The 22,252-nt window shown below is 65.7% G+C and carries 9 protein-coding genes and 3 pseudogenes; 7 read left to right on the forward strand and 5 right to left on the reverse strand.

The features are described 5' to 3' along the window. Positions 1-69: 69 nt before the first annotated feature. The 3 genes from LRS08_RS11660 (at position 70) to LRS08_RS11670 (ending at position 4,510) form a co-directional block, all read left to right on the forward strand. Positions 70-1,866 (forward strand): methyl-accepting chemotaxis protein, encoded by a 1,797-nt coding sequence (locus tag LRS08_RS11660; protein ID WP_260480752.1) that lies wholly within the window; start codon positions 70-72, stop codon positions 1,864-1,866. 88 nt (positions 1,867-1,954) lie between these two features. Then, on the forward strand, positions 1,955-2,986 hold the full coding sequence (locus LRS08_RS11665; protein WP_260481673.1) for a DUF2332 domain-containing protein: 1,032 nt from the start codon (positions 1,955-1,957) through the stop codon (positions 2,984-2,986). 78 nt (positions 2,987-3,064) lie between these two features. Then, positions 3,065-4,510 carry a sugar porter family MFS transporter gene (locus tag LRS08_RS11670; protein WP_257843537.1) on the forward strand — a complete coding sequence of 482 codons (1,446 nt, stop codon included), beginning with the start codon at positions 3,065-3,067 and terminating at the stop codon, positions 4,508-4,510. Positions 4,511-4,676: 166 nt separating this feature from the next. Here the strand turns inward: LRS08_RS11670 and LRS08_RS11675 are convergent, their stop codons facing one another. Beyond that, the gene (locus LRS08_RS11675; protein ID WP_257843536.1) at positions 4,677-6,182 is read right to left on the reverse strand and encodes a tryptophan halogenase family protein; all 1,506 of its coding nucleotides are present in this window, start codon (positions 6,180-6,182) and stop codon (positions 4,677-4,679) included. A 300-nt stretch (positions 6,183-6,482) separates the two neighbouring features. On the opposite strand from LRS08_RS11675, the gene LRS08_RS11680 reads away from it, so the two are divergent. Then, entirely contained in the window at positions 6,483-9,713 is a 3,231-nt protein-coding gene (locus tag LRS08_RS11680; RefSeq protein ID WP_260481675.1) for a TonB-dependent receptor, read from the forward strand. A 185-nt stretch (positions 9,714-9,898) separates the two neighbouring features. On the opposite strand, the gene LRS08_RS11685 is transcribed toward LRS08_RS11680, so the two are convergent. From LRS08_RS11685 to LRS08_RS11700, 4 genes and pseudogenes are all read right to left on the reverse strand, one after another. Then, a complete protein-coding gene (locus tag LRS08_RS11685) occupies positions 9,899-11,044 on the reverse strand; it encodes an endo-1,4-beta-xylanase (protein WP_257843534.1) in 1,146 nt (381 codons plus the stop codon). A 15-nt stretch (positions 11,045-11,059) separates the two neighbouring features. After that, positions 11,060-12,271 (reverse strand): D-mannonate dehydratase ManD, encoded by a 1,212-nt coding sequence (gene manD, locus LRS08_RS11690; protein WP_257843533.1) that lies wholly within the window; start codon positions 12,269-12,271, stop codon positions 11,060-11,062. Between the two features lie 13 nt (positions 12,272-12,284). Beyond that, positions 12,285-14,667 (reverse strand): annotated as a pseudogene (locus LRS08_RS11695) (glycoside hydrolase family 3 N-terminal domain-containing protein). Continuing rightward, positions 14,664-17,054 (reverse strand): glycoside hydrolase family 3 N-terminal domain-containing protein, encoded by a 2,391-nt coding sequence (locus tag LRS08_RS11700; RefSeq protein ID WP_257843532.1) that lies wholly within the window; start codon positions 17,052-17,054, stop codon positions 14,664-14,666. Before LRS08_RS11700 ends, LRS08_RS11695 begins: the two are co-directional and overlap by 4 nt. Before the next feature lie 128 nt (positions 17,055-17,182). On the opposite strand from LRS08_RS11700, the pseudogene LRS08_RS11705 reads away from it, so the two are divergent. The 3 genes and pseudogenes from LRS08_RS11705 to LRS08_RS11715 all read left to right on the forward strand — a co-directional run bounded on the left by LRS08_RS11705 (position 17,183) and on the right by LRS08_RS11715 (position 22,128). Next, a pseudogene (locus LRS08_RS11705) lies at positions 17,183-19,185 on the forward strand (alpha-glucuronidase). 67 nt (positions 19,186-19,252) lie between these two features. Beyond that, positions 19,253-20,356, forward strand: a complete 1,104-nt coding sequence (locus LRS08_RS11710) for a LacI family DNA-binding transcriptional regulator (protein ID WP_257843531.1) — start codon at positions 19,253-19,255, stop codon at positions 20,354-20,356. Continuing rightward, positions 20,349-22,128 (forward strand): annotated as a pseudogene (locus tag LRS08_RS11715) (IlvD/Edd family dehydratase). The gene LRS08_RS11710 and the pseudogene LRS08_RS11715 overlap by 8 nt, the downstream one beginning before the upstream one ends. The last annotated feature ends 124 nt before the right edge of the window (positions 22,129-22,252 follow it).

Consider the following 22,252-nt stretch of genomic DNA (forward strand, 5'->3'; position numbering starts at 1 on the left):
CTACGGGGTGCCGGGGCGTTCGCGTCCCGGCACCGACCTTATCTCTAGATTGAGCTGGAAGCTGCACGCATGCTGAAGTCCCTGAAGATTCCGAGAAAGCTGGGCCTTTCATTCCTGATCATATGCGCGTCCGCGGCGGTCATGATGGCGGTGTTCTTCTCGAACATTTCGGCGATCCGGTCGGTGACCGACGCGAACACGGCCGCGCAGAGCCGCTATGCCAAGGCGCTTGCGCTGGAAACGGCGCTCCTGCGGCAGAACAGCCAGATGCGCGGCTATCTCGTCACGGGCGACAAGTCCTACCTCAAATCCTATGAGGAAGGGCGCGTCGACTATGACAGGGCGTCAGCCGAACTCGAGTCCGAACTGACTGATCCCAAGCTGATCGAAGCGGTGCGGGTGTCGCGCAAGGAAACGCTCGACTGGCGCGCCAAATGGGGCGATCGCCTGATCAAGCGCGTTGACGGCGGAGATCTTGCGGGTGCGCAGGCCGAGGTGCAGGGCGCGGGCAAGGCGGTGCTGGTCAGTGCCGCTGTACTGCCGCTGCGCGACGTGCGCGACGCCGAACTGGCGATCATCGAAGAGGGCGCGAAGACGCAGGAATCGGCGATGGACACCGCCACGACGGTGCTGATCGTCGGCGGGATCGCGCTGATCGGCCTTGCCATCGGTCTGGCCTGGCTGCTCAGCCGAGCCATTGCGACCCCGATCGCATCGCTGACGAATACGATGAGCACGCTGGCATCGGGCCGCAACGACGTCGATGTCGAGGGTGCCGAGCGCGCCGACGAACTGGGCGACATGGCACGCGCGGTGCTGGTGTTCCGCGACGCTGCAGTCGCCAAGCAGGCGACCGACGCGGCGGCGGCCAAGGCCGAGGCCGAGCAGAAGATGGTGGTCGAGATCGTCTCGGCGCAGCTGTCCGAGCTGGCCGGGGGCAATCTGACGGCACAGATCGACGCCGACTTCCCCGCCGACTATGCGGCGGTGAAGGCCAATTTCAACGCCGCTGTCACCAGCCTGCGCGGATTGATCGCATCGGTGATGGAGGCAACTGCCTCGATCCATTCCGGCTCCGGCCGGATCGCCGAGGCATCAGAGGATCTTGCCCGCCGGACCGAGGCGAACGCCGCGAGCCTGGAGCAGACCTCCGCCGCGATCGTCCAGATGGACCAGCGACTCAAGACCACCGCAGCCGCCGCCGGCCAGACGGTCGAGCGTGCGAACGGCGCGATCGGCACCGTCGCCAATGGCCGATCGGTCGCCGAGGGGGCGGTCGAGGCGATGGGTCGCGTGGCAGACAGCGCCAAGGGCATCGACAGCGTGATCGAGGGACTCGACAAGATCGCGTTCCAGACCCGGGTTCTGGCTATGAACGCGGCGGTCGAGGCGGGTCGCGCCGGTGAAGCCGGGCGTGGCTTTGCGGTCGTCGCCGACCTCGTCTCCGCGCTGGCGATGCGCGCCGAGGAAGAGGCGGGCCGGGCGCGTGACCAGCTGACCGCGACCCAGACCGATATCGTGGCTGCAGTGGAGATGGTCCAGAAGGTCGACAGCGCACTGGTCGATATCTCGACCGATGTGAGCGAGGTCCACTCGCTGCTCGACCGGATCGCGCAGGACAATCACGCGCAGTCGTTTGCGATCACCGAAGTCAGTTCGGCGATCGGGACGATGGACCAGACTACCCGCCAGACCAGCACGATGGTCGAGCAGAGCTCGGCCGCCGCGCGCGATCTGGTGAACGAGGTGACCCATCTCGCCGATCAGGCCGCGCAGTTCACCGTCGAAGGCGGGCGCAGTCCGGTCCATGCGATGCAGAGCCGCGTCGCGCAGACGATGGGTGCCGCTGTGTGGAACGCGGCGTGATCGAACCGGGCCGTGGTGGCGTCCACGGCCCGATTCAAATGAAATGTTGGGCCGCGTTTGCGCGGTTGGGGGAAGTCGAATGAACATGATGACGCGCGTCGGTTCCCACGGGGAGCTACGCCGCCAGTCTCGGGTCATCCGCGCCCTTGGTTCCGATTTCGTCGCTTCTGTGCTGGAGGCCGGCGACCGCCAGCTGCACCGCGCGCCGCACACCGCAGCGCTGATCGACGGCTGGCCCGACGATCCCTCATCGGCGGCGCTGGCGATGCGGTTCAACGCGGCGCTGCACGCACTGGCGCGGGGCGGCAATGTCGCGGACCTTAGCGCGCTCTATCAGCGCGAGCATGACGAGTTCGACCGCGCGATTGGCGGCGCACTCGCCGCGCATGACGACTTCATCATTCGCTGGATGCAGGAGCCGACCCAGACCAACGAAGTCGCACGTGCGGCAGGTTTCGCGGCTGCGTTGATGGCGCTGCGGGTGCGAACGGGCATGCCGGTCGAACTGCTGGAGATCGGGTCGAGCTGTGGACTCAACCTCAACCTGGCCCGCTATCGCTACGATCTCGATGGCGTGATTGCCGGTGATCCCGCCTCGCCGGTGCGGATTGCGCCCGAATGGCGCGGGATGACACCGGTCGCGGCCCCGATCGAGGTGGTCGCGGCGCGCGGAGTGGATCTGAACCCGCTCGACGCCGCCGACCGGCGCGCGCGCGCGCGCCTGCTCGCTTTTGTCTGGGCGGATCAACCGCGCCGGATCGAACGGCTGAAGACCGCTTTGCGCATCGCCCGCGCACATCCGCCCGAATTGACCCGCGCCGACGCGACTCTGTGGCTGCCCGAACAGGTCGCCGCGCCGCAGAGCGAAGGGGTGTGCCGCGTCGTCTTCCACTCGATGGTGATCCAGTATCTCGGCCGCGCTGCCCGCAGTGCGGTGATCGACGCGATCCATGCGGCAGGCGCGCGCGCCACCGATGCGCGCCCGTTCGCCTGGCTCAGCTTCGAATGGACCGAGGGGCGCGAGAAGGTCGAGCTGGCGCTGACCTGCTGGCCTGACGGTGCTCGCCGCGTGCTCGCCACCTGCCATCCCTATGGCGAATGGTTCGACTGGCACGGTTGATCCTTCGCAAGATTCCGCGCAGCATCTCTCTTGCGCGCAAGACGCTTTCGCGTTTAGGTAGCGCTAACATAGGCGCGGATGGACCGGGCCAGGGGAGAGGAGAATCGGGTGACCCAGACATCGGGGGCGCAGGCCAATACAGGCTTGGTCTTCGCCATCGTCGCGGTGGCGACGATCGGCGGATTGCTATTCGGATATGACAGCGGTGCCGTGAACGGCACGCAGGACGGCCTGAAAACGGCCTTTGCCCTCAACGACACCAGCCTGGGCTTCACCGTCGGTTCGCTGCTCATCGGTTGTTTCATCGGTGCGTTCTTCGCCGGAACGCTGGCCGACAAGATGGGCCGCCGCAATGTGATGCGGCTCGCGGCCGTGCTGTTTCTCGTTGGTGCGCTGGTGCAGGGTTTTGCGCACGATCAGACGATTTTCGTCATCGCCCGCATCGTCGGCGGCATGGCGGTCGGTGCGGCGTCGGTGTTGTCGCCCGCCTATATCTCCGAAGTCGCGCCGGCGAATATTCGCGGACGCATGACCACGGTGCAGCAGGTGATGATCATCACCGGTCTGACCGCCGCGTTCGTGGTCAACTATTATCTGGCGCAGGCTGCGGGCTCGTCGCTCGCCTTGTTCTGGGCGGATATCGAGGCGTGGCGCTGGATGTACCTGATGCAGGCACTGCCCGCAGCGGTGTTCCTGGTCGCGCTGTTCTTCATCCCGGAAAGCCCGCGCTATCTCGTCGCCAAGGGCCGCGATGCCGAGGCGCTGACCGTGCTGAACCGGTTGTTCGGTACGGACGCCGGCACCGCCAAGCTCGGCGAGATCAAGGCAAGCTTCTCGACCGATCATAATCCGCGCCTCAGCGACATTTTGTCGAAGGGTGCGGGCGGCTTCCTCGGCATCCGCAGCATCGTGTGGGTCGGCATCATGCTGGCGGTGTTCCAGCAGCTCGTCGGCATCAACGTCATCTTCTACTATGGCGCGACGCTGTGGCAGCTCGCCGGCTATACCGAGAATGACGCGCTGATGATCAACATCGTGTCGGGCGTCGTGTCGATCGCGGCGTGCTTCATCACGATTGCGGTGATCGACAAGATCGGACGCAAGCCGCTGTTATTGATTGGTTCTGCGGGCATGGCCGTGACCTTGTTCATCATGGTCTATGCGTTCAGCCAGGGCTCGCTCGACGCGGACGGCAAGCTGGTGTTGTCGACCCAGCTCGGCATGCTCGCGGTGATCGCAGCCAACCTGTACGTCATCTTCTTCAACGTCAGCTGGGGCCCGGTGATGTGGGTGATGCTGGGCGAGATGTTCCCCAACCAGATCCGCGGATCGGCGCTGGCGGTGGCGGGCTTCTTCCAGTGGTTCGCCAACTATCTCATCGCCCAGACCTTCCCGGCCATGGCGACGTGGAGCCTGGCGGGTGCCTACACCTTCTACGCGGTGTGCGCGGTGATCAGCTTCTTCCTGGTCCAGCGCTATGTGAAGGAAACCAAGGGCCGCGAGCTTGAGGAAATGGAAGGCTGAACCGCCTTCCAGAAAGGGGCAGGGGCGGGAGGCAACTCCCGCCCCTTCTTTTGTTGGGATGCGGCACCAGCCCGCTCCCCCACCCGGCCACCCAAACAGAGGATACTAGATGGGCGGCCGGGTGGGGGAGCGGGCTGGTGCCGCGCTCAGCGAAGCTCAGCCAAGCCTAAGCCGCCGCGCAGTTCTGCCGGATATATTCGGCGTGATCGGGCATGTACTCCACCGATTTGGCGACCGCGCTCGCGATATGCGCCAGCCGGTCGCGCGTCTCCGCCAGTGTCAGCAGCTCCGCGACCGGATCGTGCCGCGCCCAGCGCATCCCCTGACCCACCATCACGGCGAACCAGCTGGTGTCGTTGAACAGCTCCTCATGCTCGCGGAAGCAGCGGCCCGAGCTTTCGAACACGCGCATCTTTTCCGCCAGCCGCTCGGGGATCTCCATCGTCCGGCAATAGTCCCAGAAGGGCGAATCATTGCGGTCGGTGATGTGGTAGTGGAGGATCAGGAAGTCGCGGATCAGCTCGCTCTCCTCGATCATCAGCCGGTTGTAGCGCGCGCGCTCGGCCTCAGCGAAGCTCGAGTCCGGGAAGTTCGACAACAGCCGCGCGATACCGGTCTGGATCATCCAGATGCTGGTTGATTCGAGCGGCTCCATGAACCCCGCCGACAGGCCGATCGATACGCAGTTCGCGTCCCAGAAATGCGTACGATGCCCGGTGGTGAAGCGCAGGAAGCGCGGATCGGCCAGCGCCTCGCCATCGAGATTGGCGAGCAGGGTCGCCGCCGCCTCGTCGTCACTGATATAGTCGCTGCAATAGACCATGCCGTTGCCGGTGCGATGCTGGAGCGGGATGCGCCATTGCCACCCGGCACTGCGCGCGGTCGATCGGGTGAAAGGGGTGAGGCCGCCTGGCACCGATGCGCACGGCACTGCCACCGCGCGATTGCACGGCAGATGCGCCGACCAGTCGACATAGGGCACGCCCAGTGTCTTGCCGATCAGCAACCCGCTAAAGCCCGAGCAGTCGATGAACAGCTCGCCCGCCACCTGTTCGCCGGATTCGAGCGCGACCGACGCGATATGGCCGCTTGTCCCATCGCGCGCGACATCGACGATGCGCCCTTCGATCCGTTTGACGCCCATCTTCTCCGCCAGCTCGCGCAGATAGAGGGCGTAGAGCCCCGCATCGAAATGATAGGCATAGGCGATGCCCGACAGCGGCGAATTGCCCGCGTCGATCGGCGGCATGAAGCGGTTGGCGCGACCGGCGCTTGCCATCAGGGAGAAGGCGTCGATGTCGGCGAATTGCGCTTCATGCGCCAGCCGCTGCCAATAGGCGTGGAAGGACACGCCCTCCATGTCGATGCCATATTTGCCGAACGGGTGGAAATAGCGGCGGCCGAGTCCGCCCCAGTCGACGAATTCGATCCCCAGCTTGAAGCTGCCCTTGGTCCGGCGCAGAAACTCATTCTCGTCGATACCCAGCAGCCGGTTGAATGTGCCGATCTGCGGGATTGTCGCCTCGCCCACGCCGACCGTACCGATTGCGTCCGACTCGACCAGCGTGATCGTCGCATAATCGGGGCCAAGGATGCGCGCCATCGCCGCCGCGGTCATCCACCCCGCTGTGCCACCCCCCACGATCACGATCGACCGGATCCGTTCCGCCACGCTGCTTCCCTCCCCAAAAATCGCCGTGCAGCATCGCTGCAACATCTGCGTCATTTTCTTTGTGGTAGCGCACAACATCTCTTGCCGAAAGCTGCACATTGGCATAAGACGAAGAAATGTTAGCGCTACCTTACTGGCGCAGCTGGCAGAAGAGCCGCCAAGGCTCTCGAACAAGGAGGGGATGGATGTCGAATTGGCGGAAGCGTGTGCGCACCGATGGTCGCGCCGCATGGGGTCTCGGAGTTTCGACCGCCGCGCTGATGACAGCGTTGGCCATGCCGACGGCGGCATATGCGCAGGATGCGCCGGCTGCCGAGGAGACCGACGCGGATACGGTGGTGGTCACCGGCTTCCGCAGAATCGCTGCAGAGCGCTCAGACGCGCAAGCGGACATCGGACACGATCGTCGATTCGGTGACCGCCGAGGATATCGGCGCGCTGCCCGACCGGTCGGTGACCGAAACGCTTCAGCGCATCCCGGGCATCTCGATCAACCGCTTCGCGGCGGGCGTCGATCCCGACCACTTCTCGGTCGAAGGTTCGGGCGTCGTCGTGCGCGGCCTCACCTATGTCCGCTCCGAGTTCAACGGGCGTGAGGCGTTCACCGCCAATAACGGCCGCTCACTGAGCTTTGCCGACGTTCCGTCCGAGCTTCTTGGCGGGGTGGACGTGTTCAAAAGCCCTTCGGCCGACCGGATCGAGGGTGGCATCGCTGGCGTGGTCAACCTCCGCACCCGCCTGCCGTTCGACAAGAAGGGCTTCGTCCTCGCCGGCTCGCTCGAGCTCAACTATTCGGACTTCGTGAAGCAGGCCTCGCCGACTGCGGCACTGGTTGTCAGCAACACCTGGGACACCGGCATCGGTGAGATCGGCCTGCTCGGCAGCCTGTCCTATTCGCAGCTCTTCTCGCGCGCGGATCGCTTCCAGGTCTCCAGCTTCCGTGTCCGCCCGATCTATTCGGACGGCACGCGCACTGATGTGGTCCCGTTCGGCACCGCGACCCAGCGTGGCAGCGGCGTGTTCCCGCGCGGTGCCGTGATGGGCACGCAGGAGTTTGAGCGTCGCCGCTTCGGTTATGCTGCGGCCGCGCAGTGGCGCAGCAATGACCGCCGCGCCGAAGCGACCTTCCAGTTCCTGCGCTCGGACGCGCGTCAGGCGTGGACCGAGCACACGATCGAGATCGCGACCGACAACGTCGCGTCGAACGGCGACTCGCGCGCCCGTGATGGCACGTCGATCACCTTCGATTCGACCGGCCTGTTCGAAAGCGGCGTGATCACCGGCCCGACCGGCTGGCGCGCCGACCAGAATACGGCGGGCGACATCCGCACCCCGGCAATGGGCCTGCAGTCGAACAACATCCGCCGCGATCGTGACGAGCGTGCGGTGACCGACGATTACTCGTTCAACTTCCGCTATCAGGTCGCTGACAATCTCAGTGTCAGCTTCGACTATCAGCATGTCGACTCGTTCGTCGACATCGTCGACAATGGCCTGTGGCTCTCGTCCTACCAGGACGCGGCGATCCGGCTGAACGGCAGCGACTTTCCGACGGTCGAATTCCGCCCGCCGCAGAACTGCCCGACGCTGCCCTGCACGGGTGCGCCGGGAAGCTCGGCCAACTACCCGTCTTACTATACGGGCACGCACCAGAGCTTCTCCGACCCGTATAACAGCTTCTACCGCTCGGCGATGGACCATATCGAGCAGAGCGACGGCAATTCGGACGCCTTCCGTCTCGATGCCGAGCTGTCCTTCCCCGAAGGCAGCTTCTTTGAATCGGTTCGTGTCGGTGGTCGTTATGCCGACCGCGACCAGACGGCGCGCTTCTCGACCTACAACTGGGGTCGTCTTAGCGAGCAGTGGGGCAATAACGGTCCGATCTGGGCCGATGATCCCGTCGACAACGTCACCGGCGGCACCGGCGGCGCGCCGCTGCAGGGCGTCCGGCCCTTCTGCTTCGACAATTTCTTTGGCAACGCGGTCAGCAATCCGCTGGGTGGTCAGTGCCGCCTGTTCTATAACGCCAACACGGCAAGCCCGGCGGGCTATCCCGCCTATATCGACTATGCGAACCGCATCAATCGCGAGTGGGAACCCACCGTGGCGGGGGCCGGTGGACGTCAGATCAACGGCGGCTGGCGTTCGCTCGCGGATCGCCCCAACGCGATCCCGGGCACGTACTTCACCCCGGGTGAAGTCAATCCGCAGCAGGAGATCAACAAGGCTGCCTACGTCATGCTGCGCTTCGGCAACGAGTTCGGCAACGGCATGAAGCTCAGCGGCAATGTCGGCGTGCGTTACACGACGACCAACCGCAAGTCGGAAGGGTTCGTCGAATTCCCGTTCGCAACCAACCTTCCCGACGCGACGACATGCCGTGACTCGATCAACAACGCGCTGACGGGTGCGGGTGGATCGGTGAACACGCTGTGCGCACTGACGCCGACGCAGCTGACGCAGATTGGGGCGTATCTGAACGGTGCGACCGTCGCGAACAACTTCGATCTCGACTATGACTATTGGCTACCCAGCCTCAACCTGAAGCTGGAAGTCGGTGGTGGGCTTCAGTTCCGTGCCGCCTATTCGAAGGGGGTCTCGCCGCCTTCGCTGGGTCTGGTGCGTAACTACTTCCCGGTCAGCGTCACCGCAGCCCCGCGGGTCGACGCCACCGGCAACCAGATTCCGGTTGTGGTTACCCCGACGGCACCTGGTACGGGGGCCTTTGGTTCAGATGGTAACATCGCGCCGGGCCAGGTGCTGATCCAGGGCTCGTTCAACGCCGGTAACCCGGAATTGCTGCCGACCGAGGCGGACAGTTTCGACGTCACCGCAGAATGGTATTTCTCGCGGGTCGGGCAGTTGACGGCGTCGCTGTTCTACAAGGAACTGCACAACGTCCTGACCAACGATACGGTGCGGCGGAGCTTCTCCAACAACGGCCAGACCTTCGAAGCGGTTGTGACCACCCCGGTCAATTCGCGGGATGTGGGCAAGATCAAGGGCTTCGAAATCTCCTATCAGCAGGTGTTCGACTTCCTGCCCGGACCGCTCAAGGGTCTCGGTCTGCAAGCCAACTACACCTATGTGGCGAGCGAGGGTGTGCCGCAGAGCACGCTGTCGGAGACCGATCCGGACGTCGCGGCTGGCCGTCAGCCGACGATCACCGGCGCGAACTTCCCGCTCCAGGGGCTGTCGGAACATCAGTTCAACATCACCCCGTTCATCGATATCGGGCCGGTGTCGGCGCGTGCATCGTACAGCTGGCGTTCGCAGTATCTGCTGACGCTGCGCGACGTGATCACGCCGTTCGATCCGATCTTCCAGGAGGATTACGGCCAGCTCGACGCATCGATCACCGTGTCGATCACGCCGCAGCTGAAGCTGGGCATCCAGGGCGTGAACCTGACCAACTCGGTGACCAAGACGAGTGCGGCGGTGACCGACCAGAATGGCGCAGTGCGACTGGTTCCGCGCGGCTGGTACATGAACGATCGCCGTGTCACCGGCATGATCCGCTTCAACTTCTAACGGGTCAGACTTCCCAACCTCCCCGCCGTCGCCCCTCCCAGGGCGGCGGCTTTTTTTTTCTGGCGGAGGTGGGGAATGGCGGTGCGGCGCGACAAAAAATGCTGCGCAGCACGATGGCTGCGCAGCCGTCAGTTTCTTGGTTGGGTGAGCGATGCGCCCCGCCGCAACGGAGCCGCCTCGTGTCGTTACGCGATCGGCTTGGCCTCGGCGTAAAGGCGCGCAAGCTCGTGCCGCATTGGCTTGGCGCGGAAGCTGCTGTCATAGGGGCAGCAGCGCTGCGGCAGCCCGTCCTTGCGCGGCGCAAAACCCTGCAGCCAGCTATATTTGTCGACCATGCCCCAGGCGAGCACGTCGCGCAGCTGAGGGTAGGACAGCATCAGCTCCATATAGGCACGCAAATACGCGACGACGCCCGCGTCGCGCTGCGCCGGATCGCCGGGCAGCGCGTTGTCCTTGACGTCGAGTTCGGTGATCACGAGGCGATAGCCCATGCCCACCGCCTCATCGACGAACTTGCGCCATTCGGTTTCCTGACGCGGGCCGAGGCCGGTGGCGGGGTCGAGCTTGAACATCTCGATATGGCTCTGGATGCCCAGCGCATCGACCGGAACGTTCCGTTTGCGGAAGCCTTCGAGCAACTTGAGCACGCCGGCACGGTGCTTCTCGTTGCCGGGCTCCCAGCTCATATAGTCGTTATAGACCAGCTCCGCGTTCGGCATTTCCGCGCGCGCGGTGTGGAAGGCGAGATCGAGCAATGGTTCGACGCCGCCCATTGCCCTGGACAGCGAGGTTTCGACAAGGCCTGAAGTCTCGGGATCGACCGCCTCATTGACCACGTCCCAGCTGGAAATCGAGTCCTTGTAGCGGCGCATCACCGTCTGGACGTGATCGGTCAGGATCTTCTCTGCCGCAGCCCTGGGCGACGACCCGAAGTCATGGTCGTTGAGCCAGTTCGGAAACCATTTTGGGCGCGCCCAGAGCAAGGTGTGCCCGCGCACATCCAGGTTCTTGCTGCGTGCCCAGGCGACCATCGCGTCGAACCGGTCGAAGCGATATTCGCTGGGCGAGGGGCGGAGCGCCTGCCATTTCATTTCATTCTCGGCGACGATCACACCGCATTCGCGCTCAACGATCGCGGCATATTCGGGATTGTTGAACGACCCCCGGTCAGCACCCGGCGGTGCCCAGGCGACGGCAGTACCGAACCGCCGTCCCTTGCGCTGTGCCACCGCGTCGATACCCGGCGGCGGGATGCTCGCGCCCGCAGAGGTCGTGGCGACGAGCGGGAGCGCGGCGAGGCCGGCGAGCGTCTGGCGGCGGTTCGGGGTCATCGGGGCTCCTTGTGGTTACCAGTCGTGCATCGTGCCATCCTCGCGCCGGTTCACCGGCAGATAGGCACGCTTGTAGGGGAAGGTGGCGGCCAGGCTCTCGTCGAGTTCGACGCCCAGACCCGGCGCATCGCCGGGGTGCATCAGGCCATCGGCGAAGCTGTAGGCATGCGGGAACACCGCATCGGTCTCGTCGGTGTGGCGCATATATTCCTGCACCCCGAAATTGGGCACCGACAGGCCGAAATGCAGGGCGGCGGCCATGCACACCGGCGACAAATCTGTCGCGCCATGGCATCCGGTGCGGACATTGTGCAGGTCGGCGAACGCAGCGATCCGGCGCAGATGGGTGATGCCGCCGGCATGGACCACGGTCGCGCGGATATAGTCGATCAGCTGTTCCTCGATCAGGGTCTTGCAGTCCCAGATCGAATTGAAGATCTCACCCACCGCGAGCGGGGTGGTGGTGTGCTGGCGGATCAGGCGAAAATTGGCCTGGTTCTCCGCCGGGGTCGAATCCTCGATCCAGAAGGGGCGATAGGGCTCCAGATCCTTGCCGAGCCGCCCCGCCTCGATCGGGGTCAGCCGGTGATGGACGTCGTGCAGCAAATGCACGTCCCACCCCAGCGCCTCGCGCGCCGCAGCGAATAACGGCGGGACCGAGCGGAGATATTTCTCGCTCGACCAGACATTCTCGGTCGGCAGATCGGCGTCGGCGGGTTCGTAGAAATAGCGGTCCTTGCTGACGCCATAGGTCGAGGCAAGGCCAGGGACGCCTGATTGCAGCCGGATGGCCTTGTACCCCTGACGCTGATAGTCGAGCGCTGCCTCGACCGTCTCCTCGATCGTCGCGCCATTGGCATGGCCATAGACCATGCACCCCTCCCGAACCGCGCCACCGAGCAGCTGATAGAGCGGCAGGCCAGCGATCTTGCCCTTGATGTCCCAGAGCGCAGTATCGACCGCAGCGATCGCGCTCATCGTCACCGGGCCGCGCCGCCAGTACGCGCCCTTGTAGAGATACTCCCAGATATCCTCGATCCGGTGCGCGTCGCGGCCGATCAGGCAGGGGATGACGTGATCGGTCAGATAGCTCGCCACCGACAGCTCGCGTCCGTTGAGCGTCGCGTCGCCCAGACCCGTGGTCCCATCGTCGCATTCGATCTTGAGCGTGACGAAGTTGCGACCGGGGCAGGTGACGATGACGCGCGCGGAAACGATTCTGGGCATGTTGCGATGATCCTCAGACGATGGTGAGCAGGGTCGACTGAAGCGATGCGGAGCTGTTTCCGACACCGATGTCAACCTCGCCAACCTCGACGATCTCGCGCATGTTCGCGTCCCACAGGACAAAGGTTTCGGCGGGCAGGTCGAACCGCACGGTCCGCGCCTCGCCGGGGGCCAATGTCACCCGCTCAAACCCCTTGAGCTGCAACACCGGCTGGGTGACCGATGCGGTGCGGCGGCTGATATAGAGCTGCACTACCTCGTCGCCCGCGCGCGCGCCGGTGTTGCGGACCTCGACCGATACGCTGACTTGGCCATCGCGCTTCATCGTCGCGGCGGACAGGATCGGCGCGCCGATCGCGAATGTCGTGTAGCTCAGCCCATGACCGAACGGGAACAGGGGGGACTTGTCGGCGAACAGGTACCCGCGCCGCGCCGATGGCTTGTGGTTGTAGAAGGACGGAACCTGCCCCGCGTCGCGGATCACGGTGACCGGCAGCTTGGCACCCGGATTGACCCGGCCGAACAGCGCCTCGGCCATCGCGGTGCCGCCCTCCTGCCCGGGATACCAGCATTCGAGCACGGCGTTGGCCTTGCCGATCACCGCCGGCCAGCTTGGCGGGCGACCGTTGATCGCGGCGATCACCAGCGGCTTGCCGAGCGCCGCCATCGCCGCGACCAGTTCATTCTGCTCGCCGACGATATCGACGCTGGTGCGGTCGCCGAGATGGGTTTTCGCGAACCCCTCGCGGCTGGTCTGTTCGGTGTCGCCAATGGCGAGGACAATCGCGTCCGCGCCCTTCGCCACCTCGACCGCCTGCGCGATCAGTTCGCGGTTCTTCGCCGGATCGGCGAGCTGGACATTGCTTTCGGAGCGATCCTCGCTGCGGGTGATGAACACGCCCTGCGCAGTGAGCAATTCGACCTTGTCGCCGACCAATGCGCGCAGCCCCTGGATCAGGCTGACCGTCTGCTTCGGCACGCTCGAATAGCCGCCGAGCCGCGCGATGGCGTGGTTGGGGCCGATCACCGCCAACTTGCGCACCTTGTCCTCGGCCAGCGGAAGCGTGCCGTCATTGGTGAGCAGGCACAGCGATTTGCGCGCGGCCTCCAGTGCCAGCGCGCGGGCCTCGGCGTTGCCGGTGATGCGTTCGGCCAGCGCAACGTCGCCATAGGGGTTTTCGAACAATCCGGCGCGGAACTTGAGCGTCAGCATGCGCGCGACGGCGCGGTCGATTGCGCTGACCTCGACCTTGCCCGCGCGCACCTGGTCCACCAGCGTGCGGTACGCCATGCCGTCGGGCAATTCGCTGTCCACGCCCGCGGCTAGCGCCAGCCGTGCGGTTTCGGCGAGGTCGGCCGCGACATGATGGATGCTGTCGAGTTCGTTGACCGCGCCATAATCGCTCGCAATCAGCCCGTCGAAGCCCCATTCGCCGCGCAGCACATCGCCGAGCAGCCAGGTGTTGGCGTGGCTCGGCACCCCGTCGATCTCGTTATAGCTCGGCATCACCGCGCCGATCGACGTGCGCTTCACGATCTCGCGAAACGGCGGGAAGAAATATTCGCGCAGCTCACGCTCGGACAGCTGCGCGGGGGCGACATTGTTGCCGCTCTCGGGCTGGCCATGGCCGGTCATGTGCTTGAGCGTCGCATAGACCTTGCCATCGGCGAGCTTGTCGAACTTGCCCGGCCCTTGCAGCCCCTCGACCGCCGCAACACCCAACTCGCCGACCAGATAGGGGCATTCGCCGAACGTCTCCTCGATCCGCCCCCAGCGCGGGTCGCGGACGATATCGACCACAGGGGAGAGGACGTAAGGCACGCCGCGCGCCCGCGTCTCGCGCGCGATCACCGATTGTACGCGCCGCATCAGATCGCGGTCGAATGCACCGGCGAGGCCGATCGCCTGCGGGAACATCGTCGCGTCGGTCGCCATGTAGCCGTGCAGCGATTCCTCATGGAACAGCACCGGGATGCCGAGCCGCGTGTCGTGAAGCGCCCAGCGCTGCACCGCGTTGATGAACTCGACCGTCTGGCGCGGGGTGCGCCAGCGCGCGGCGGTGCCGCCCGACGCCCCGGTGATGCCGGGCACGCCGCGCTTGTCCGACGGGCGGGTGACATGGCCGATGCCGTTGGGATAGGCGGCGCTCGCCTTGGCCGGATTGAAGGCGAGATCGTCGATCACCTCGGCCTTGCGCGCCCAGATGGCGATCATCTGGCCGACCTTCTCCTCCAGCGTCATCCGTCCGAGCAGGTCGGCGACGCGCGCGGGGGACCGGCGCGCGCGCATCCTTGTAGAGCGGCGCGGCGAGTGCGTGCGCGGCGGGGGCGAAGCTGACCGCGACGGTGGCGGCGGAGGCTTGGCCCAGCAGGCGGAGCGCGGCGCGGCGGTTCATGGGGTCACCTTCAGCGTCACGGTTTGCAGCGTCGCGGAATCACCGCCGGTCATGATGTCGAACTCCCCGGGTTCGATCACCCGCTTCATGTCGATATTCCAGATCCGGAAGGCGTCGGGAGCGAGCGTCAGCTTCACCGTCCGCGTCTCGCCGGGCTTGAGCGTCACGCGGCGAAACGCCTTGAGCTCCTTGACCGGGCGGGTGACGCTGGCGACCTTGTCGCGCAGATAGACTTGCACCACCTCGTCGCCCTCGCGCGCGCCGCTGTTGGTGACGTCGACCAGCACATCGACGCTGTCGCCTGCCTTGATCGACGGGGCCGACAGGCGCGGGGCGGACAAGCTGAAGCGCGTGTAGCTGAGCCCATAGCCGAACGGGTAGAGCGGCTGGGTCGTGTCGAACAGATAGCCGCGCTGTGCACTCGGCTTGACGTTGTAGGTCATCGGCAGCTGCCCGACATGGCGCGCGACGGTCACCGGCAGCTTGCCGCCGGGGTTGGCCCGGCCGAACAGCGTATCGGCGATGGCATGACCCTGCTGCTCGCCGCCATACCAGGTTTCGAGGATCGCATCGGCCTGCTCGGCGATCTTCGGATAGGAAGGCGGGCGGCCGTTGACGAGCACGACGACCAGCTTCTTGCCCAGCGCCTTCATCGCGTCGAACAGTTCGATCTGCTCGCCGACCAGATCGAGGCTGGCCCGGTCGCCCAGATGCGCATCGGCCCAGGCCTCGCGGCTGGTCTGTTCGGTATCGCCGATGAACAACAGGATCGTGTCCGCGCCGCGCGCCGCCTCCACCGCCTGCGCGATGCGCTGGCGGTTCGCGGCGGGGTCGGCGAGCTTGACCTCGTCCGCCCACCAATCGTCATTTTCGGTGATCTTCACACCCTCGGCATGGACGATTCTGGCCCTGTCACCGACCAATGCGCGGATCCCCGCGAGTGGCGAGACCGTCTCGGGCGGGATGCCGTAATAGCCGCCGAGGCGAGCGACATCGGCATTGGGTCCGATCACCGCGATCGTCTGTGGCGCGTCGAGCGACAGCGGAAGCGCGGCGCCTTCGTTCTTGAGCAGCACGAACGACTTCGCCGCGGCCTTGCGTGCGAGTGCCACTGATTCCGGGCTGTGGTTGATCTTCGTATCCGCCAGCTTCGCGTAGGGATTTTCGAACAGCCCTGCACGGAATTTGATGCTCAGCATCCGCGCGGCGGCGGTGTCGATCGCCGACTGGCTGACCTCGCCCTTGCGCACTGCGTCGATCAGCGTCGAATAGGCGGTCGCGTTGGGCAGCTCGCTATCGACCCCGGCGGCGAGTGCACGATTGGCCGCTTCGGCGTTCGACCCCGCGATGCGGTGGATGCCGACCATCTGTTCGATCGCGTAGTAATCGCTGACCACCGCGCCGGGAAATTTCCACTCGCCGCGCAGCACATCGCCCAGCAGCCATTTGCTCGCATGGCTCGGCACGCCGTCGATCTCGTTATAGCTCGCCATCACCGCTTCGACCCCGGTGCGGGTGACGACCGCTTCGAATGGCGGGAAGAAAATCTCGCGCAGCGTGCGTTCAGCGATCGGGGCGGGGCCGATATTGGTGCCGCTCTCCGGCTGGCCGTGTCCCGTCATGTGCTTGAGCGTCGCGAATACCTTGCCCGGGCCGAGTATGCGCGCGCGGTTGGTGCCCTGCAGCCCCTCGACCGCCGCGACACCCATTTCGGACACGAGGTGCGGGTCCTCGCCGAACGTCTCCTCGATCCGCCCCCAGCGCGGGTCGCGCGCGACATCGACGACCGGGGAAAGCACGAGATGCACGCCGCGCGCCCGCACCTCGCGCGCGATGGCGGCGTTGATGTCGCGGATCAGGTCGGGATCCCAGGTCGAGGCAAGCCCGATCGCCTGCGGGTAGCTGGTCGCATCCTGCGCGGCGAGGCCGTGCAGCGCTTCCTCATGGAACAGCACCGGGATGCCGAGCCGCGTATCCTCGACGGCCCATTTCTGGATCGCGTTTACGTACGCGATGCTGTCGGCGATGCTGCGTGGCGGGGTGACGCGCGGCGATGCAGGCCCCTTGCGGTCGGACGGGCGGGCGAGCTGGCCGATGCCGTGCGGATGTTTCGCCTTTGCCTTGGCGGGGTCGAACCGGTCCTGCGAATCCTGGATCTCGACCTTGGTATCCCAGACCGAGGTGATCTGGGCGATCTTCTCCTCCAGCGTCATCCGCGCCAGCAGGTCGGCGACGCGCGCTTCGAGCGGGAGCTTCGCATTGCGATAGGGTGCATCGGTCGGGGGGCGTTGCGCACCGGCTTGAGCGGTGGAGGCGGGTGGGTTGGCCAGCACTGCGGGCGTCACCAATGCGCTCGCCAGCAACAGGGCGACCCAAGCCTTTCGCATCCCGAACTCTCCCGTCGCGACCGCAATACGGTCTTTATTGTTAGCGCTAACATGATATGAGGCGGTTGAGCTTGTCAACCCGCGACCGACCAGCAATCGGATCGGCGCGCGGCGAAAGGGTGAGGATGATGATCGCGCGACTATGCGCCCTGTTGCTGATCGCAGCGTCGTTCGGGACGGGCGGTGCTGCGCGCGCGGAAGACGGATATCGCCTCTGGCTGCGCAACGCACCGCTTACCGATGTTGCGCAGCAAAGACGCGCGAGCGTCACACTGGTCGGAAGCGATTCGCCGACTGCGCGACTGGCGCGCGACGAGTTGCAGCGCGGCCTTGGCGAGTTGCGGCTTGCACCCGCGATCACCCTCCGCAAGGTCGCGACACCGGGTCAGCGCGCCGGCGCATTCAGCATCAACGGCGCGCAGATTACCGCCGCGAGCGACACCGGACTGCTCTACGGGGCCTTCGCGCTGCTGCGCGAGCTGGGGCAGGGCAAGCCGCTTACCGCGATCCGGCGCGACGAAAGCCCGGCCTATGACCTGCGCATGCTCAACCATTGGGACAATCCCGACGGGCATGTCGAGCGCGGCTATGCCGGGCGATCGATCTTCGACTGGTGGCATCTGCCCGGCCATGTCGATGCACGGATGACCGATTATGCGCGCGCCAACGCCTCGATCGGGATCAACGCCACTGTCATCAACAACGTCAACGCCCGCGCGATGATGCTGGAGCCGCGCTACATCGCGAAGGTCAAGGCGCTGGCCGACACGTTCCGGCCCTGGGGCATCCGCATCTATCTTTCCGCGCGCTTTCCGCGCCGCGCGACATCGGTGGACTCAAGACCGCCGACCCACTCGATCCGGCGGTGCGCGCCTGGTGGAAGGCGAAGGCCGACGAGATCTACGCCGCAATCCCGGATTTCGGCGGCTTTCTGGTGAAGGCCAATTCGGAAGGCCAGCCTGGTCCGCAGGATTATGGCCGCAGCCATGCCGATGGCGCGAATATGCTGGCCGAGGCGATCGGCGAGCGCGGCGTCGTGATCTGGCGCGCCTTTGTCTATGCCGCCGAGAACAAGGAGGATCGGGCGAAACAGGCGTTCACCGAGTTCCAGCCGCTCGACGGCAAGTTCGCGCAGAATGTCGTGGTGCAGGTCAAGAACGGCCCCATCGACTTCCAGCCGCGCGAGCCGTTCCATCCGCTGTTCGGCGCGATGCCGAGGACGCGGCTGAGTCTGGAGCTGCAGATCACAAAGGAATATCTCGGCTTCGCCTCGCACCTCGCCTTCCTCGCGCCGTTGTTCGAGGAGGCGCTCGACGCCGATACCGGCCGCAGCGGCAGCGTCGCTCAGACGGTCAGCGTGATCGCCGGGGTCGCCAACACCGGCAGCGATCGCAACTGGACGGGCTCCCATTTCGATCAGGCCAACTGGTACGCCTTTGGACGACTGGCATGGAACCCCCAATTGCCAAGCGAGACCATCGCCCGCGAATGGGCGGCGCAGACCTTCAGCCGCGATACCGCCTTCCTGAACGCCGTGGTGCCGATGATGCTGGGCAGCCGTGAGGCCGTGGTCGACTACATGACCCCGCTGGGACTCGCGCATGTCATGGGCACCGGCCATCATTATGGCCCTGCGCCATGGGTTTCCGACCTCGCCCGGCCCGAATGGAACCCGGTCTATTTCCATCGCGCCGATCGCGACGGGATCGGATTCGACCGGACGAAGACGGGCAGCGACGCGCTCGCCCAATATGCGCCGGATGTCGCCAAGCGGCTGCTCGCGGACGAGGAACTGCTGCTGTGGTTTCGCCGGGTGCCGTGGGATCATCGGCTGAGCACCGGACGCACCTTGTGGGAGGAGTTGCCACGCCGCTACGACCGTGGCGTCGCGACGGTCGAGCGGATGCGCGCGACCTGGGCAACGCTCGCGCCTCACGTCGACGCCGAACGTCATCGCCCAGTCGCCGATTTCCTGAAGATCCAGGTGGAGGAGGCGCAATGGTGGCGCGACGCCAGCCTCGCTTACTGGTCCGCCACGTCCGGCCGCGCCTTGCCGGCAGGCCATGCCGCGCCGCCGCATCCGCTGAGCTGGTATCAGGCGCAGAGCTTCCCTGAGGCACCGGGCGAATGATTGCGCTCCCAAATCAGGTCACGCTGCGCTTGCTGCGAGAGGCAAACGGGGCGTATGTGCCGTGACCATGGCCCCACCTGCATCCGCCAAGCCTCGTTCGTCGCGCCGCCGTGGTGGCGCTCCCACCATCGCCGATGTCGCGGCGGAGGCACAATGCTCGCCGATGACGGTGAGCCGGGTGATCAACGGCGAGGGCAATGTCCGCGAAAATACGCGCGAACAGGTGCTGGCCGCGATCGCCAAATTGAACTTCGCGCCCAACCGCGCCGCGCGCAGCCTGGCGGGCGGCGAGCAGCTGCGCATCGCGCTGATGTTCGACAATCCCTCGGCGTCCTACCTCAGCGAATTCCTGATGGGCGCGCTGGAAGAGGCGAGCCGCGCCGACATCCACCTCGTCGTCCAGAATTGCGAGAATGTCGCCGAGGCCAAGTCGCTGGTCCATCACCTGATCGACGGCGGGATCAAGGGCTTCATCCTGCCCCCGCCCTTGTGCGACGACCAGAGTGTGCTCGACCTGATCACCGACGCCGGGGCCGTCGCCATCGCGGTCGGGCCGGGCAAGGCGAGCGGTTCGCATGCCGCAGTGCTGATCGACGATTTCCAGGCCGCCTATGACATGACGCGGCACATCATCGACCTTGGCCATAATCGCATCGGCTTCATCATCGGGAACCCCGAACAGGTGTCGAGCGGCCGCCGTCTCAACGGCTACAAGGCCGCGCTCGAAGCTGCCGGCATCCCGGTGCGCGAAGAGCTGATCGCGCAGGGCCGCTTCACCTATCGCTCAGGCATGCAGGCGTCGGAGCGGCTGATCTCGGTCGATCCGCGCCCCACCGCGATCTTCGCGTCGAACGACGATATGGCGGCGGCGACCGTCGCAGTCGCGCACCGGCTGCACCTCGACGTGCCCAACGACATCACCGTGTGCGGCTTCGACGATACGGCGATGGCGAGCACGATCTGGCCCGAGCTGACCACGGTGCGCCAGCCGATCCGCGGCATGACTGCCTGGGCGGTGTCTGCGGCGGTGCGCATCCTCAAGGCCAAGCGCAACGGAGAGCCGCTGGAGGTCGAGCAGAAGACCTTGCCCTATACGTTGGTCCGCCGCGATTCGGACTCGGCGCCAACCCTGGCCCGCCGCGCCGCGCCCAAACGGAGTCCCGATGCCTGACGATTTCCCCGTGCGGCTGCGGTCGCGCGACTGGTTCGACAATCCCGACCGCTGGGACATGACCGCGCTCTATCTCGAGCGATTCATGAATTATGGCGTTACCCCCGAGGAGCTCCAGTCGGGCAAGCCGATCATCGGCATCGCGCAATCGGGCAGCGACCTCAGCCCCTGCAACCGCATCCACCTCGACCTTGCGAAGCGCGTGCGCGATGGCATCCGCGACGCGGGCGGCATCCCGATCGAATTTCCGGTCCATCCGATCTTCGAAAATTGCCGCAGGCCGACTGCGGCGCTCGACCGCAACCTTGCCTATCTCGGTCTGGTCGAACTGCTCAATGGCTATCCGATCGACGGGGTGGTGCTGACCACCGGCTGCGACAAGACCACACCGAGCCAGGTGATGGCGGCGACGACCGTCGACATTCCCGCCATCGTCCTGTCGGGTGGGCCGATGCTCGATGGCTGGCATGAGGGCGAGCTGGTGGGGTCGGGCACCGTTATATGGCGCAGCCGCCGCGCATTGGCTGCGGGCGAGATCGACGAGGCGGAATTTCTGCGCCGCGCGACCAGCAGTGCGCCGTCGGCCGGGCATTGCAATTCGATGGGCACGGCATCGACCATGAACGCCGTCGCCGAAGCGCTCGGCCTGTCGCTCACCGGCTGCGCGGCGATCCCGGCGCCCTATCGTGAGCGCGGGCAGATCGCCTATCGCACGGGCCAGCGCATCGTCGAGATGGTGCGCGAAGACCTGCGCCCGTCGAAGATCCTGACGCGCGAGGCGTTCCTCAACGCCATCGCCACGGTCACCGTCTGCGGCGGATCGTCCAATGCCCAGCCGCATATCGTCGCGATGGCGCGCCATGCGGGGATCGAGCTGGAGCCGGAGGTCTGGTACGACCATGGCTATCACCTGCCGCTGCTGGTCAACATGCAGCCAGCGGGCAAATATCTAGGTGAGCGCTTCCACCGCGCGGGCGGGGTGCCCGCGGCCATGTGGGAATTGCTGCAGGCGGGGGAAGCTGCACGGCGATTGCCTGACCGTCACCGGGCGCAGCATTGCGGAAAACCTGAAGGATAACGAAGCCAGCGACCGCGAGGTGATCCGCCGGTTCGCGGAGCCGTTGCAAGAGAATGCTGGCTTCCTCGTGCTGAGCGGAAACCTGTTCGACTTCGCGATCATGAAGACGTCGGTGATCTCGCCGGAATTCCGACGCCGCTATCTTTCGCGGCCGGGCGCGGAGAATGTGTTCGAGGCGCGGGCAATCGTGTTCGACGGGTCGGACGATTATCACCATCGCATCAACGATCCCGCGCTCGACATCGACGCGGATTGCATATTGGTGATGCGCTCATCCGGCGTGCTCGGCTGGCCGGGTTCGGCGGAGGTGGTCAACATGCAGCCGCCCGACGCGCTGATCCGTGCTGGCGTGAACTGGCTGCCGACGCTCGGCGATGGCCGTCAGTCCGGGACGTCCGACAGCCCGTCGATCCTCAACGCCTCGCCCGAAAGCGCGGCGGGCGGTGGGCTGGCGTGGCTGCGCACCGGTGACACGATCCGCATCGACCTCAACACCCGCCGTTGCGACATGCTGGTCGCGCCCGAGGAGATCGAGCGGCGCAAGGGCGATGGGCTGCCGGAGGTTCCGGCGAGCAACACACCATGGGAACAGTTGGCGCGCGAAAAGACCGGGCAGCTGGGCGAAGGTGCCGTGCTGGAGTTCGCGCTGGAGTATCGCCAAACGTCGAAGACGCTGCCGCGGCATAATCATTGAGGGTCAAAATCCTCCCCGGAACGGGGAGGGGGACCAGCGAAGCTGGTGGAGGGGGCCCGAGGCAAGCGCCTCGCTTGGAGGAGGGCCCTCTCCGTCAGCGCTGCGCGCTGCCACCTCCCCGTTC

The organism is Sphingomonas sp. J315 (assembly GCF_024666595.1).
Taxonomy (GTDB): Bacteria; Pseudomonadota; Alphaproteobacteria; order Sphingomonadales; family Sphingomonadaceae; genus Sphingomonas.